At 46.7% G+C, this 15,795-nt stretch carries 10 protein-coding genes; 5 read left to right on the top strand and 5 right to left on the bottom strand.

Annotation, left to right across the window (positions count from 1 at the left end; all coding sequences use genetic code 11):
• Positions 1-177: 177 nt before the first annotated feature.
• The 3 genes from L1D21_RS11575 to L1D21_RS11565 all read right to left on the bottom strand — a co-directional run bounded on the left by L1D21_RS11575 (position 178) and on the right by L1D21_RS11565 (position 4,489).
• Positions 178-930: a phosphoadenylyl-sulfate reductase gene (locus L1D21_RS11575; protein ID WP_239845402.1), complete on the bottom strand. Its 753-nt coding sequence runs from the start codon at positions 928-930 to the stop codon at positions 178-180.
• On the bottom strand, positions 923-2,620 hold the full coding sequence (gene cysI / locus L1D21_RS11570; RefSeq protein ID WP_239845401.1) for an assimilatory sulfite reductase (NADPH) hemoprotein subunit: 1,698 nt from the start codon (positions 2,618-2,620) through the stop codon (positions 923-925). Before cysI ends, L1D21_RS11575 begins: the two co-directional genes overlap by 8 nt.
• A gap of 84 nt (positions 2,621-2,704) precedes the next feature.
• Positions 2,705-4,489 (bottom strand): assimilatory sulfite reductase (NADPH) flavoprotein subunit, encoded by a 1,785-nt coding sequence (locus L1D21_RS11565; protein WP_239845400.1) that lies wholly within the window; start codon positions 4,487-4,489, stop codon positions 2,705-2,707.
• 634 nt (positions 4,490-5,123) lie between these two features.
• Between L1D21_RS11565 and L1D21_RS11560 the strand changes: the two genes are divergently transcribed.
• Together L1D21_RS11560 and pntB are read left to right on the top strand one after the other, a co-directional pair.
• Entirely contained in the window at positions 5,124-6,650 is a 1,527-nt protein-coding gene (locus tag L1D21_RS11560) for a Re/Si-specific NAD(P)(+) transhydrogenase subunit alpha (RefSeq protein ID WP_239845399.1), read from the top strand.
• An 11-nt stretch (positions 6,651-6,661) separates the two neighbouring features.
• A complete protein-coding gene (pntB, locus tag L1D21_RS11555) occupies positions 6,662-8,038 on the top strand; it encodes a Re/Si-specific NAD(P)(+) transhydrogenase subunit beta (protein ID WP_239845398.1) in 1,377 nt (458 codons plus the stop codon).
• Between the two features lie 77 nt (positions 8,039-8,115).
• Here pntB and L1D21_RS11550 read toward each other — a convergent pair whose 3' ends face one another.
• Together L1D21_RS11550 and hldE are read right to left on the bottom strand one after the other, a co-directional pair.
• Positions 8,116-9,018 carry a hypothetical protein gene (locus L1D21_RS11550; RefSeq protein ID WP_239845397.1) on the bottom strand — a complete coding sequence of 301 codons (903 nt, stop codon included), beginning with the start codon at positions 9,016-9,018 and terminating at the stop codon, positions 8,116-8,118.
• Positions 9,015-10,445, bottom strand: a complete 1,431-nt coding sequence (gene hldE / locus L1D21_RS11545; RefSeq protein WP_239845396.1) for a bifunctional D-glycero-beta-D-manno-heptose-7-phosphate kinase/D-glycero-beta-D-manno-heptose 1-phosphate adenylyltransferase HldE — start codon at positions 10,443-10,445, stop codon at positions 9,015-9,017. The genes L1D21_RS11550 and hldE overlap by 4 nt, the downstream gene beginning before the upstream one ends.
• A 102-nt stretch (positions 10,446-10,547) precedes the next feature.
• Between hldE and L1D21_RS11540 the strand changes: the two genes are divergently transcribed.
• The 3 genes from L1D21_RS11540 (at position 10,548) to norR (ending at position 15,782) form a co-directional block, all read left to right on the top strand.
• On the top strand, positions 10,548-11,474 hold the full coding sequence (locus tag L1D21_RS11540; RefSeq protein WP_239845395.1) for an LpxL/LpxP family Kdo(2)-lipid IV(A) lauroyl/palmitoleoyl acyltransferase: 927 nt from the start codon (positions 10,548-10,550) through the stop codon (positions 11,472-11,474).
• Between the two features lie 311 nt (positions 11,475-11,785).
• Positions 11,786-14,077 carry a nitric-oxide reductase large subunit gene (locus L1D21_RS11535; protein ID WP_239845394.1) on the top strand — a complete coding sequence of 764 codons (2,292 nt, stop codon included), beginning with the start codon at positions 11,786-11,788 and terminating at the stop codon, positions 14,075-14,077.
• Positions 14,078-14,246: 169 nt separating this feature from the next.
• Complete coding sequence (gene norR, locus L1D21_RS11530; protein ID WP_239845393.1) at positions 14,247-15,782, top strand: nitric oxide reductase transcriptional regulator NorR; 1,536 nt, start codon at positions 14,247-14,249, stop codon at positions 15,780-15,782.
• Positions 15,783-15,795: the final 13 nt, after the last annotated feature.

Below are 15,795 nucleotides of genomic sequence, written 5' to 3'. Positions count from 1 at the left end.
ACAGACAACATATCAAAACCATCTACGGGAACTTACAACTATAGATCAATATAAACTGCTGTGCATAACTATGTGCAAAAAAAGTGCACAAATCATAATAAAGTATTAAAAAGTATAGATTTATACTTTATTTAACAGTCAATTAGTTGGCCATAGTCAAATTAAAATTGCGCTAAATTAGATCTCGTAATGCAAGCCACACTCACGCTTGAGGCCGTTAAAACGAGTCTCCTCTTCGGTCATACCTAGTTCTAATGGTTTACTCGAGTGAGTATCACCAACAGACACATATCCTTGCTCCCATAATGGGTGATACGGCAATTCATATTGAGTCAAATATTGATGCACATCTTTGTTGCTCCAATCTAAAATGGGCAACAACTTATAGCGATCGCCATGGATAGCTAAAAATGGCAAATCTTCACGAGTACTCGATTGAGAGCGACGCAAACCCGCAAACCAAGTGCCGACATTCAGCTCTTGCAGGGCATTTTGCATCGGGATCACTTTATTAAGACGATTATACTGCTCGAGCCCATCAATACCCTGCTCCCATAAACGGCCAAATTTCGCTTCCTGCCATGCCGCAGTCATTGGTGCACGATACACCTTCAAATTAAGCTGTAATCGCTCAGTCAACTCATCGATAAACTGATAAGTTTCAGGGAATAAATATCCGGTATCGGTCAAAATCACCGGGATATCGTTTTGGATCTGACTCACCAGATGCAACATCACCGCACCTTGAATACCAAAGCTTGATGACAAAGCATGGCTGCCGGGCAGATACGCCAATCCCCAAACGACACGCTCGGCAGGCGTTAAGGTTTCAAGGAAATCGTTAATCCGCTGCAGTTCAGCTTGCTGCTGCTCTTTAGGCGCTTGTAACAGCGCCAAAAGTGCTTCGGCAGTAACAACTGAGTTAGGCATGAAAATCCCTAGCGGCGTCGATAACCGCTTTCACCACGCCCACTCGCACGGTGAAATTACCAAAAGTTTCACCTGCTTCACGTTCACTCACATAGCGAGCAAACAGCGCATCAAGCTCAGATAAGATCTCGGCTTCTTGAATATTTTCGCGGTACAGTTTGTTCAAACGGGTACCTTCGAAACTCGCACCAAGATACAAGTTATAACGCCCAGGCGCTTTACCCACTAAGCCGATTTCAGCGGCAAATGGACGCGCACAACCGTTAGGACAGCCCGTCATACGGATCACTATGCCCTGATCGAGAAAGCCATGTTTTTCCTGCAAGGCTTCGACTTTGGTCAAGAAGTCTGGGAAATAACGCTCAGCTTCTGCCATCGCCAAGGCACAAGTTGGCAGCGCGACACAGGCAATCGAGTGACCACGAGTTTGAGTGATCACTTTCCCCATTAAACCGTGAGCACGTGCGATCTCCTCGATCTGCGCTTTATCGGCCTCGGCAACACCAGCAATAATGATGTTCTGGTTAGAGGTCATGCGGAAATCGCCTTTATGTACTAGGGCAATTTCACGTAAACCGGTTTGCAGAGGTTGACCCGGTAGGTCTTTAATACGACCGCCTTCGATAAACAGCGTAAGGTGCCAGTTATCATCAACCCCTTTGATCCATCCATAACGATCCCCACGATCGCCAATGATAACTTCACGCTTAGGCTCAAATTTCACGCCGGCACGTTTCTCGACCTCGGCTTTAAACGCCTCGAAACCATGCTTAACAATGGTGTACTTCAACCGCGACTGTTTACGGTCTGAACGGTTACCCCAATCACGCTGTACTTTTAATACCGCTTCGGCAAACTTGAGGCAGTCTTCAGCTTTAATAAACCCAAAGTCATCGCCTAAACGTGGGAAGGTTTTAACTTCACCATGCGTTGACCCCATACCGCCGCCAGCGACTAAATTGAAGCCGACTAATTCGCCCTCTTCAGCTACGGCGATAAAACCAAGGTCATTGGTGTAAACATCGACATCGTTATCAGGAGGAACAGCAACTGCCATCTTAAATTTACGAGGTAGATAAGTTTTGCCATAAACTGGCTCAACATCATCGCCTTCGCTGACTGCAACCTTGTCATCTCCCAGCCAGATCTCAGCATAAGCCTTAGTGCGTGGCAGATAGTTATCTGACAACTGCTTAGCCCAGAAAAAAGCCTGTTGATGCAGCTTAGATTCCACCGGATTAGGGTTACACATCACGTTACGGTTCACATCACCACAGGCAGCAATTGAATCTAGCGCTTCCTTATCCAAATCTTGGATCAGCGTCTTGAGGTTACGCTTAGGGATACCGTGATACTGGAAAGTCTGACGCGTAGTAAGACGAATACTGTGCGAGCTAGTTAACGTCGATGCAATTTTATCAACACCCAGCCACTGCTTTGGCGTACATACACCACCAGCAACACGGGCACGCAACATGAAGCTATAAAGAGGCTCTAGTTTCTGCTCTTTACGCTCGTTACGTAGATCGCGATCGTCTTGCTGATAAAAACCATGAAACTTAATCAGCTGCTGATCGGCATCATTAAATGAACCCGTTAATGACGTATCTAAACCCTCTTCGATCGTGCCGCGAAGGTAGTTACTGTCATCTTTTAAATATTCATTTACTGATAATTTTTCTTTACTCATGGCGACTGCCTTTATCCTTTGTTGCACCGACGATGTCCATGCAAATTGTTCTGTGTCATTAATCTTAGTTTCGATGCCGCGATATTAGTAAACGTCTTTCTGATAACGCTTGTCGCAACGCAGAGCCTCTAAATACTCAATCGCTTGCTGCTCATCTTTACCACCAAATTGCTTAACCACATCGATTAAGGCCTGATGCACATCTTTCGCCATACGGTCGGCATCACCACAGATGTATAAATGAGCACCATTTTCTAACCACTGCCATAAGGTTTCGCCACGTTCGGCTATACGATGCTGCACATAAACCTTATGTTGCTGATCGCGAGAGAAAGCCGAATCTAAACGGGTTAAAGTGCCGTCATTAAGATATTGCTGCCACTCTGTTTGATAGAGGAAGTCTTGTTCGAAATGCGGATTACCGAAGAACAACCAGCTATCACCGACATTATCTTGCTGGGCACGTTCCTGCATAAAGGCTCTGAATGGGGCAACCCCAGTACCAGGACCAATCATGATCACCGGAGTTTTTGGATCGCTTGGCAGACGGAAGTGATTGTTAGGCTCAACATAGACCTTCACTTCACTACCTTCTTCGGCATTAGCCAAAAATTGCGAAGCACCACCAAAACGAGTCACACCATTTCGCTGCTCTTCAACCAGAGCCACAGTAAGGTGGACTTCCGATTCAACTTCGCTTTGGCTCGATGCAATTGAATACAGACGCGGAGTGATCGGACGTAACAACTCAACTAATTGGAAACCTGTGATATCGACAGGATATTGGCTCACAAGATCGGCTAATTGATGATTAAGCACAAACTGACGCGTTTGCTCCTTATCTTCAGCAATGGCTTGCAAAGCTTGGTTACCACTTAGTTGCGCCCAGTTTTGTACTAAGCCGGGATACAGCTGAGTCAATTCACGCTTTTCTTTTAGGGCATCGAATAGTGAGAGGGTTTGCTCACCAATAGTCACCTCAGCTTCGCCATCCAGCTTTAGACCCGCTAAAAGCTCATTCACTAACGCATCTGAGTTACTAAACCAAACCCCAAGTGCATCACCCACTTGATAATTTAATCCAGACTCACCTAAGTCGATTTCGACATGACGAACATCTCTATCAGAATCGCGACCAGTTAATTTTTGGCTCACTAACAGCTCGGCGGTATAAGGCTTTTGCTTAGTAAAGGCCGATACAGCAGAAGTTGGTGCATGAGAAATTGAGACTACGCTGGCACTTGATGCTTCAACCAAAGGTTTAACCGCTTCTAATACCTGCTGCTGCCACGCATTGGCTGAAGTTTCATAATCCACATCACATTCGGTGAGTGGCACAATCGCCTTAGCACCCAAAGCCGATAAACGTTGATCGAAATCTTTACCTGTTTGGCAGAAGAACTCGTAACTTGAGTCCCCTAACGCCAATACCGAATAGTTAAGATTCTCTAAACGCGGTGCGCGTTTTGATTCTAAAAACTTGTGTAACTCAATAGCATCGTCTGGCGCTTCCCCTTCACCATGGGTACTAACCACGGCCAAGAGTAAGGTTTCTTGCTTTAACTGACGGACTTTGTAATCGGCCATCGACACTAAGTTAACCGCATAACCTTGTGCCTGCGCTTTCTCAGCCAGCTCGGTAGCAACACCACGACCATTACCGGTTTGGCTTCCATATAAAATGGTAATCGTCTGCTCTGGCGCACTCGCTGGTGCCGCCACATTGCCACTCAGCTCAGCCGTAGCGGATAGATAACCACCAAGCCATGCTAGCTGCACTGCATTAAGTTCTGAAGTGAGTTGCTTAAGCTTATCCACTTGTCCCTGAGACAGTGGAGAAGCCAGTGATGAAAGCTCTTTTAACAACATGGAAGACGGCCCTATTACAATTTAATAGGCTAAGCTTAGTCTGATAATCGCAAAGCAAAAAAGAATAAAATCTAATTTTTAATTCGTTTTTGGAATATGCAAAGGTTATAAATTAAGCTACAAAATTGAGTGTGGTCAGGATTTTTGTAAAAAGAGTCCGATGGACCACAAAAACAAAACTTGAAAATGTGGCACAGCGCAAAATTTTGATGCTTGCTAGGGTCAATTTGTCGAATTTGAAAGTTTGGCTCTTGTGTCTCGTCACACAATTGCCACAATGAATGGCCGATGTCTAAGTCAATTTTATCGATTTAGCAAAGGGTAAATTAGACCTGTATTGTCTCAGCTTGAGATCAATATCATCCTAATAAAATTAGAGTTCAGACTCAAATCTTATTTAGGCAAAACAGCGCTTTATGCTAAACGGATTTAGCCCAACAGAAGCAATGTGCAATAAATTATTCATGCATTTATCTGCATGATAAAAGTACAACATGGGCTGAAGATCGTGCTCTTCCCCACTCAGGATCAAAAGTTACAAACCATTATCGTAAGATAATTAAATAGCCTGTTTGGCACTGTGACCTAGCCAAAACAGACCAGGCTATGATTTATTAACCATCAGGGAATAGTCATGCAGATTGGAATACCGAGAGAGAGTCTCAATGGAGAAACCCGGGTCGCGGCGACCCCGGCGACTGTCGTGCAACTTACAAAGCTCGGCTTTGAGGTTGCTATCGAAGCCGGTGCTGGCCAGCAATCTAGCTTCGATGATGCCGCATTTGAAGCCGCCGGAGCCAGTGTTGTCGATAAGGTGTGGGATGCCGACTTTATTTTTAAAGTGAACGCGCCTGACGACGCAGAAATTGAGTTATTAAAAGCAGGAACCACCTTGGTCAGTTTTATCTGGCCAGCACAAAATCCTGAACTAGTCGAAAAACTTTCCAAGCGTAATGTCACCGTGATGGCAATGGATATGGTGCCGCGGATCTCCCGAGCCCAATCTCTGGATGCGTTATCATCGATGGCCAATATCGGTGGTTATCGCGCCGTAGTCGAAGCAGCGCATCAGTTTGGCCGCTTCTTTACCGGACAAATAACTGCCGCAGGTAAAGTACCTCCGGCAAAAGTGTTGGTCATTGGTGCTGGTGTTGCCGGTCTTGCCGCCATCGGAACCGCTGGCTCATTGGGCGCCATCGTTCGCGCCTTCGATACCCGTCTTGAAGTCGCCGAACAGATCGAATCAATGGGCGGCGAATTCTTAAAACTCGACTTTGGTGACGAAGAAGGCGGTTCATCTGACGGTTACGCTAAAACCATGTCAGATGAATTTATCGCCGCCGAAATGGCGCTGTTTGCCGAGCAAGCGAAAGAAGTCGATATCATTATCACCACCGCACTGATCCCAGGTCGTCCAGCTCCCAAACTGATCACTAAGGCTATGGTCGATAGTATGAAACCAGGCTCGGTGATTGTCGATTTGGCTGCCGCAACCGGCGGTAACTGTGAATACACCCAATCCGGTGAACTCATTGTTACTGACAACGGCGTTAAAGTGATTGGTTACACCGATCTCCCCGGACGTCTTCCGGCTCAGTCTTCACAACTGTACGGCACTAACCTAGTTAATTTAATGAAGTTAATGTGCAAAGAAAAAGACGGCAATGCCGTATTGGACTTTGACGATGTGGTAATGCGCAACATGACGGTGACTCGTGATGGTGAAATCACCTTCCCGCCACCAGCGATTTCGGTTTCAGCGGCACCACAACAACCGGCAGCCAAGGCTGAACCTGCACCAGTAGAAGTTAAAAAGCCCTCAAAGCTTAAATACATCTTGGGTGCCTTAGGACTCATTGGTTTTGGCGCTGTCGCTTCAGTTGCCCCAGCCGAGTTTTTATCGCACTTTACCGTGTTTGTACTGTCATGTGTTGTAGGTTACTACGTGGTGTGGAACGTATCGCATTCATTGCATACACCACTGATGTCAGTGACTAACGCTATTTCAGGCATCATCGTTGTCGGCGCTTTACTGCAGATAGGTCATGGTTCGACCTTAACGACAGTGCTCGCCTTTATCGCAGTGCTCATTGCCAGTATCAACATCTTTGGCGGCTTCACCGTCACTCAGCGCATGCTGAAGATGTTCCGTAAGAATTAAGGGGGTTTAACGTGTCTCAAGGACTGGTAACAGCAGCATATATCGTTGCAGCCATCTTCTTCATCTTCAGTCTCGCAGGATTGTCGAAGCAAGAATCGGCTAAAAACGGCAACTTATTCGGCATTATTGGTATGGTCATCGCCCTAGGCGCAACCATACTCAGCCCTGAATCGAGTGGCTTACAATGGATCATCCTCGCCATGGTCATTGGTGGCGCTATCGGTGTTCGCCTAGCATTGAAAGTTGAAATGACTGAAATGCCTGAGTTAGTGGCAGTACTTCACAGCTTTGTGGGTATGGCGGCAGTGCTCGTTGGCTTTAACAGCTTTATCGACTTGCATGATTTAAGCGGCGCCATGCTTAACATTCACTTAGTTGAAGTCTTCTTAGGGATCTTTATTGGTGCGGTCACCTTTACCGGCTCTGTTGTGGCTTTCGGTAAATTGCGCGGCATTATTTCATCGAAACCTATGATGCTACCTCACCGCCATAAGCTTAATCTGATCGCGGTAATCGCCTCGCTTATCTTAATGGTGAACTTCGTCAATACCGGCGGCACTATGCCTGCACTACTGCTGATGACCTTGATTGCTTTTGCCTTCGGCTGGCATTTAGTGGCATCTATCGGTGGTGCCGATATGCCCGTTGTCGTGTCAATGCTGAACTCCTATTCAGGTTGGGCAGCCGCGGCCGCAGGCTTCATGCTATCAAACGACCTATTAATTGTGGTCGGTGCCTTGGTGGGGTCTTCCGGTGCCATCCTGTCTTACATCATGTGTAAGGCGATGAACCGCTCATTTATCTCTGTTATCGCCGGTGGTTTCGGTAGTGATGGCGTAGCATCGACTGCAGATCAAGAGTTAGGTGAGTATCGCGAAACTAACGCCGAAGACGTGGCTGATATGCTAAAAAATGCAACCTCAGTCATCATCACTCCTGGTTATGGTATGGCCGTTGCTCAAGCACAATATCCTGTAGCCGAGATCACTCAGAAGCTACGTGACAGTGGCGTCAAAGTGCGCTTTGGTATTCACCCTGTTGCAGGGCGTCTTCCAGGCCACATGAACGTACTGCTAGCCGAAGCTAAGGTGCCTTATGATATCGTGCTAGAAATGGACGAGATCAATGAAGACTTTGGTGATACCGATGTGGTGTTAGTGATTGGTGCTAACGACACAGTGAACCCCGCCGCAATGGAAGATCCAGGTAGCCCAATTGCAGGTATGCCAGTGCTAGAAGTATGGAAAGCCCAAAGTGTTATCGGCTTCAAGCGTTCAATGAACACAGGTTATGCGGGCGTGCAGAACCCACTGTTCTTTAAAGACAACACGCAAATGTTGTTTGGCGATGCTAAAGCCAGCGTGGAAGCGATTTTAAAAGCGCTTTAATCCACTGTTAAATCAATAAAAAGGGAGCATTTAGCTCCCTTTCTTATTGGGTATTTTCACTTTCATATTGTCTGCAATTACAGCTTATGCCCAGCCTCATGGGAGGCATCATCCTCAGTTAAAATTTGCTCTGCCAGTCTTTGCTGTATTAACCATTGATGTGCTTGGGTTTTCCCCATCAATTGTTCTACCGTAGGTTTAATAAAGCGACCCATTTCCGGTCGGCGCCAGAACATATAATGCGGTAAATTATGCTGCATTGTGCTGCCAAATAAGCGCTGAATAAGGCTAGCATACTCATTGAGTTCATCTTGGTTATATTGCTTTAACCTCGGATAACACTCATCAATCAGTGCATCAAAATCCTCAAATTGAGCTAAAGCCTGCCAACTATAACTTTCCAACAACTGAGTTAACATCGGCGTGCTCCAGTGAGACATGGCATCGACACTCTCAAAAATACCGATATTGCGTCTGTGATATTGCTGCCATGCTAGTTCAATGGGCTGACCCGCTTTGGCCAGTGACCAAAACAGATAAAAGTCGGCCAGCCATTCATGCTGAAATGTGGTTAAACGCTTTTGAGTTAGGTAGGTAGAGTTGGAGGAAGTGATCGCAAGATGACCCAGCTCGTGGCGCAGGGTCATATCCAAGGTATTGTGCAGCGCTAAACTATAAACTCGGCCGTTCAATAATGCCGATGATGCCTTGGGGATATTATCGACATTGAGCAAGATCACCCCAGCAATATCATCATGCTGAATCGGCCTTGCCATCGCGCCACGCTGGCCCATATCTTGTCTTAAACGCTCAATATCAGGCAATTGTTGCCTTGCACTCTCAGGCAGCTGCGCAAGGCATAAGGCTAATGTTTGTACATGGCATACTAAGGCTTGGCTGTTTTGACTGTGAATGTCGCCACTCATGGTAAGTGGCGTCCAAAACCAGCTGGTCGCTATCAGTAATGCCTGAAAAATCACTGTTTAGCCATGATGTTTTGAATAATCGCCGTGGTCGATACACCGTCTTCAAAACCTAGCACTTCGACACTACCGCCAGCGGCAATCACTTCTTTACCACCCGCAATATCTTCCACATTATAATCGCCACCTTTCACCAACATATTCGGTAACAGGCGGGCAATAATGCGCTGAGGTGTATCTTCACTAAAGCTGACGACCCAATCTACCGAGGCTAAACCCGCTAATACAGCCATGCGGCGATCCAGTGGATTTACCGGGCGTTCCTCACCCTTAAGGCGTTTCACCGAACTGTCATCATTTACCGCCACGATAAGGCGATCGCCCAAGGCTTTAGCCTGTTGCAGATAGCTCACGTGTCCCGCATGCAAGATATCGAAACAACCATTGGTCATCACCACTCGCTCCCCCCTGAGCTTAGCCTCTTCGAGAGCGTAAACTAATTGATCTTCAGTCAATACACCAAAGCCACTTTCGCCATGATTCAGGTTCAGCGCAGCAATCAATTCGATACGATTCACCGTCGAAGTTCCCAGCTTGCCCACGACAATGCCCGCTGCCGTATTGGCTATAGCACAGGCTTGTGGCAAATCGCTTCCAGCAGCTAAAGCCACAGCCAGAGCCGAAATTACCGTATCGCCGGCACCTGTAACATCATGCACTTCACGTGCAACCGTAGGAATATGCAGCTCAGGACCGCTGTGGGTGATTAAGGTCATCCCTTTTTCCGAACGAGTCACCAACAAGGCATCGAGTTCAAATTGTGTCAGCAGGCCTTGGGCTTTTTCTACCAAATCGGCTTCGCTCGTCACCTTACCCACCACTTGTTCAAACTCAGACATATTTGGCGTCAACAAGCTAGCACCACGATAGCGAGAAAAATCACTGCCTTTTGGGTCGACTAACACCTTGACCCCTTTAGCTTTAGCATTGGCAATAAATGCTTGCGGCTGATCAATAGCGCCCTTGGCATAATCAGATAGCACCACTACAGATACTTGATCTAATTGCGATTCAGCGCTGCTTAACAAGGCATTGCTATGCTCGGCGCCATAAGGCTGTTCGAAATCGAGACGCAACAGCTGCTGATTGCGAGACATCACTCGAAGCTTAGTAATGGTGGGCTTATCGGCCACGCGATACCATTTAGGATCAACTCCAAGCACTTTAACGCCCTTGGTTAATGCCTCGGCATTGTCATCTTCCCCAACAATCCCCGCGAGTTTTGCATGACCACCTAAAGAGGCAATATTCAACGCCACGTTTGCCGCGCCGCCGGGTCTATCCTCAATTTGATCAACCCTAACTACAGGCACAGGCGCTTCAGGAGAAATACGGCCAGTGGCACCTGTCCAGTAACGATCTAGCATCACGTCACCAACAACAAGAACTTTGGCTTTTTCAAATGCGGGCAGAGAAATCTTCATATTGAGGTTGTCTTTTCAAAAATTAATCCATGATTATACCTAATTTTACTCGTTTTTTGCGTTAGAATAAGCAGTAATTTTCGTTAATCATTTGAGTCGTCCGTGGTCGATAAAGCAGAGTTCTCATCACAATTTTACCATCCTAAATACTGGCTGATCTGGTTTGGCGTGGCTTTAATGCGTCTCACCCAATTGCTACCACTACCTATGCAGATGTCTATCGGTAAAGGGATCGGGCGTTTAGCCAAGCTGCTTGCAGGCAGTCGAGTAAACACAGCCAAACGCAATATCGAGCTGTGTTTCCCTGAATTATCAGCCCAAGAACAGGCGCAATTGCTCACTCGTAACTTTGAAGAAACCGGCAAGGCAATCTTCGATATCGCCAACGCATGGTGGTGGAGCAATGACAAGGTTCAGCAACACATGACCATCAAAGGTCAAGAGCATGTGGAACAAACCATCGCCTCTGGTCAGGGAGTGATCTTATTTGCTGTTCACTGTTTACCTCTGGAGATGGGCGCGCGTATCTTTGGTCAGTTCCAACCCGGAATTGGAGTCTATCGCCCTCACAACAATCCGTTGATGGAGTACTTACAAGTTAATGGCCGTTTACGTTCCAACAAGGGCTTAGTGCCCAAACGCGATCTGCGGCAGATGGTGCGCAGCCTACGTAATCCCGATGTGATCTGGTATACCGCCGACCAAGACTTTGGTCGTTCGAGCGCGGTATTTATTCCTTTTTTTAATGTTCCAGATGCGGCAACCATCACCGGAGCCACAACCTTAGCCAAACTGGGTAAGGCAAAAGTCTTACCCTTCTTCGTTGAACGTAATGCCGACGATAATGGCTATACCATTGAGATCCAAGCACCGCTGGATAATTTCCCCGGTGAAAACGAAGTCGAAGATGCCATTCGGGGCAATAAAATTGTCGAGTCGATTATCGATAGAAACCGCGCACAATATATGTGGTTGCACCGTCGATTTAAGACCCGCCCGAATAAAGAAGATCTCTCTTTATATCGTTAATATTTTCTTCGTATGTTTTAAGCTAAATATCACAAAAAACAAAAGCCAGCAATTTGCTGGCTTTTTTTAAAGGCTATGTAATACCAAACAGTATGAAGCAAAAAATGACTATCAAATAGACAAACATAACGACCACTAATGTCATATTGACACAATATGTCATTTAAACACTTTAAGGTATTGTCATATTAACATTGATGGATGACGAAAAATAAAAATTAACAATTAAAAACAACATGTTAAATAAGTGGCATAGCCAGTGCAAAGAGAAAGGTAACCAATTCTGACCCTAAATTGCACTGAGAGGCTTTATGAGTAAACAACGGCTAACCGCGATAGCACTACTGGTTGTGCTGGTCGCTTCCTTTACGGTACTGCTAAGCATAGGCAGTGAAATATATCGAGAAAAACCCCCAATCCCCACCGCCTTTACCGACAGCAATGGCAATGCTGTCATGACACAAAACGATATCGAACAAGGCCAATTGGTATGGCGCTCAATGGGTGGCCACCAGCTTGGTTCGATCTGGGGCCATGGGTCCTATGTCGCTCCAGACTGGACTGCCGACTGGTTACATCGTGAAGCCCAAGCCTGGTTAGATATCACGGCACAACAAAGATTCGACAGAAGCTTTAACGAACTGGACTCACAAAAACAAGCAGCACTTGAACAGGCTTTGCGTGAAGATATCCGCCACAATAGCGTAGTCACAGACGCAAATGGCAATATAAATATCAGTCTCTCAGATGTCCGCATCCAAGCCATTAATCAAGTCTCACAACATTACTTATCTCTGTTTGGTGATGATCCAAAATTATCAGTATTACGCGAACAGTATGCGATGAAAGAAGCTACGGTTCCAGATCTTGAACGTCGCCAGCAGCTAAATAGCTTCCTGTTTTGGGGAGCTTGGGCCGCTATCACTGAGCGGCAGGGACAAGATTATACTTATACCAATAACTGGCCTTTCGACCCTCAAATTGGCAATACGCCGACTGCCGATAATATTGTCTGGTCAATCTTAAGTGTGGTTACCCTAATTGCCGGGATCGGCGCATTAGTCTGGTACCACGCCGCAGGTAAACATGAGGAGCTGCCAAAGCCCGCCGAACAAGATCCCCTATTCTTGAAGAAGCCAACGGCCTCGCAAAAAGCCGTTGGTAAATATTTTGTCACCGCTATCGGTTTATTCTTGTTACAAATTCTACTCGGAGGCATCACGGCTCACTATGCCGTTGAGGGGCAGAACTTTTATGGTATTCCCTTGGCAGAAATCCTGCCCTATTCGGTAACCCGCACCTGGCATACTCAGCTTGCGGTGTTCTGGATCGCCACCGCTTGGTTAGGCACAGGGCTTTATATTGCTCCCGCTTTATCAGGATATGAGCCTAAATTCCAACGTCTAGGTGTCAATATACTCTGGGCAGCTCTGGTCGTCGTGGTACTTGGCTCCATGGCGGGTGAATGGATTGGTGTTCAACAATACTTCGACTTAGACACCAACTTCTTATTCGGTCATCAAGGATATGAATATATCGATTTAGGCCGCGTTTGGCAGGTGTTACTTTTAGTTGGACTATTGATCTGGTTAGCCTTAGTCACTGCTGCGATTCGCCCCGCACTAAAAGTAAAAGGCGAAATGCGTCCCGTGATTTGGGTACTCTACGCTTCTTGTGTCGCTATCGGTCTATTTTACGGCGCAGGTCTATTCATGGGTAAACACACCAATTTAGCCATTGCCGAATACTGGCGTTGGTGGGTGGTCCACCTTTGGGTTGAAGGCTTCTTCGAGACTTTTGCGACCTCTGTTATCGCTTTGATGTTGGTTCGTCTTGGACTTATTCGTGCTCGAAGTGCAAATGCGGCGGTACTGTTTACCACAGTGATCTTCTTAACTGGTGGCCTTATCGGGACCCTACACCACCTTTACTTCACCGGTACACCAACAGGGGTTATTGCCTGGGGTGCGATTTTCTCAGCACTGGAAGTGGTACCACTGGCACTGATTGGGTTCGAGGCGATTGAAAGCTACCGTATGCGTAATGCTAGCCCATGGATGATCCGCTACAAGTGGGCCATCATGTTCTTCGTTGCCACGGCATTCTGGAACTTAGTCGGCGCTGGTGTACTGGGCTTCCTGATCAATCCACCTATCGCCCTCTACTTCATCCAGGGGCTTAACACCACGGCGACCCACGGCCACGCTGCCTTTATGGGTGTGTATGGCATGCTAGGTGTAGGACTGATGTTATTCTGTCTTCGTGGCCTCACTGGACAAATTCAGTGGAATGAAAAGTTACTGAAAGGCGCCTTCTGGAGTCTAAACCTCGGACTCGCAGGCATGGTATTTATCTCACTACTGCCTGTAGGTATCACACAGTTCTTCGCGGTATTAGAGAATGGCTATTGGTTTGCCCGCTCACCAGAGGTGATCCACAGTCCACTGGTTGAAACCTTAGTTTGGATGCGTGTCCCTGGCGATGTGGTGTTTAGTATTGGAGGTCTATTCCTCGGTGCATTCCTATTCGACATTATTAGAAAAGCGATCGCAGCCAAAAACAGCAAAACAATACTCGATACACAAGTATCGGCTAACGCTTAATGCGAAGAGTCTGTATTAAAGGGGTCAATTGACCCCTTTTTCTTCCCTGAAAACCTGTTAAATTGACAATAAAAAACGGTTAATTTGACACAATTTAATCGCAATCTTGCCCCTAAATGCCATAATGGCCAACATACTGAGCAAGTAAATTTCCATTCACGGAGAACCTATGGCCCTTAGTCAAACACAGCTGACCCGCATGGCATTGGATATTACCTCAGGATTGTCCAACCACGATAGATTCTCGCGCCTGCTCGATACCCTAAGGGAGAGCATGCAATGCGATGCAGCAGCTCTGCTGGAATTTAAAGGACAGCAATTTACTCCGCTAGCCATTAATGGATTAAGCCCAGATGTCCTCGGTCGCCGCTTTGCCCTGCAAGAGCATCCGAGATTAGAGGCGATCGCTCGGGCAGGCGATGTGGTTCGCTTTCCTGCAGACAGTGATCTGCCCGATCCCTACGATGGCCTGATTCCTAATCAAGGAGATAATCTGACAGTTCATGCCTGTATCGGTCTGCCTCTTATTGCCGAAGGCACGCTGATTGGCGCCGTGACCATAGATGGATTCGATCCCGAACAGTTTAAATCATTTACCAACGAACAACTCAGAGGCATCAGTGCGATCGCCGCAGCATCACTCAATAATGCGCTGCTTATCGATAAGCTTGAAAAGCAGGCGTTACAATCCCCGTGGAGCAAAAATAACGATAATCCTCAAGTCTCTGAAGGTGACAAAGAGATCATTGGCCAATCTCAAGTGATGCGTAATCTTAAACAGGAAATCACGGTCGTCGCCCCTACCGCTCTCAATGTGTTGATCATGGGAGAAACCGGCACTGGTAAAGAGTTAATTGCCCATGAGATACATCTAGGTTCAGATAGGGCATCGAAACCACTTGTCTATCTTAACTGTGCGGCGCTGCCAGAGTCAGTCGCCGAAAGCGAATTATTCGGTCATGTCAAAGGTGCCTTTACCGGCGCCGTCAGTCATCGAAGCGGTAAGTTTGAGGTGGCGGATAAAGGCTCATTATTTCTGGATGAAATAGGCGAACTACCGCTAAGTCTGCAATCTAAATTATTAAGAGTCCTGCAATATGGCGATCTACAACGGGTGGGGGACGATCGTAGTCTGAAAGTCGATGTGCGTATCATCGCCGCGACGAATAAAAACCTCAAAGATGAAGTGCTTGCCGGACGCTTTAGAGCCGATCTCTATCACAGACTCAGTGTCTTCCCTATCATAGCCCCGCCGTTGCGCGATCGTGAACAGGATATCACCCTACTCTGTGGTTTCTTCATAGAACGCTGCCGTCAGCAACTCGGCTTACAAACGCTTAGGCTCAGCCCAGCCAGTTTAGCCATGCTAGAGGGCTATTCATGGCCTGGTAATGTTCGCGAGCTTGAACACAGTATCTACCGCGCCGCGGTCATAGCCAGAGCACAATACTCTGGAAAAAATACCATGATAAATCCAGAGCATTTCGAATTTGCTCAAGTCAAGTCCAACTCACAAAAACGCAGCAACAGCAAAATATATCCTCAATTTACAGGCAACCTGAAACAAGCCACTGCGCAATTTCAGGCGGAATACATTCGCCAATCACTCCTCAATAATGATAATAATTGGGCAGCAACAGCCAGAAATCTTGAAGTCGATTCAGGTAATTTGCATCGCTTGGCCAAACGGATAGGATTAAAATAAGTTCAATAAAGGA

It is taken from the genome of Shewanella sp. Isolate11, assembly GCF_022398315.1.
Taxonomy (GTDB): domain Bacteria; phylum Pseudomonadota; class Gammaproteobacteria; order Enterobacterales; family Shewanellaceae; genus Shewanella.
Note: the sequence above shows the minus strand (reverse complement) of the source record. Positions and strands in the feature narration are given on the sequence as shown.

Bases quoted from the DNA above. Each gene is read 5' to 3' on its own strand.
- cysI (WP_239845401.1), bottom strand. From the start codon at position 2,620: ATGAGTAAAGAAAAATTATCAGTAAATGAATATTTAAAAGATGACAGT.
- L1D21_RS11575 (WP_239845402.1), bottom strand. From the start codon at position 930: ATGCCTAACTCAGTTGTTACTGCCGAAGCACTTTTGGCGCTGTTACAA.
- hldE (WP_239845396.1), bottom strand. From the start codon at position 10,445: ATGAAGATTTCTCTGCCCGCATTTGAAAAAGCCAAAGTTCTTGTTGTT.
- L1D21_RS11560 (WP_239845399.1), top strand. From the start codon at position 5,124: ATGCAGATTGGAATACCGAGAGAGAGTCTCAATGGAGAAACCCGGGTC.
- L1D21_RS11535 (WP_239845394.1), top strand. From the start codon at position 11,786: ATGAGTAAACAACGGCTAACCGCGATAGCACTACTGGTTGTGCTGGTC.
- norR (WP_239845393.1), top strand. From the start codon at position 14,247: ATGGCCCTTAGTCAAACACAGCTGACCCGCATGGCATTGGATATTACC.
- L1D21_RS11565 (WP_239845400.1), bottom strand. From the start codon at position 4,489: ATGTTGTTAAAAGAGCTTTCATCACTGGCTTCTCCACTGTCTCAGGGA.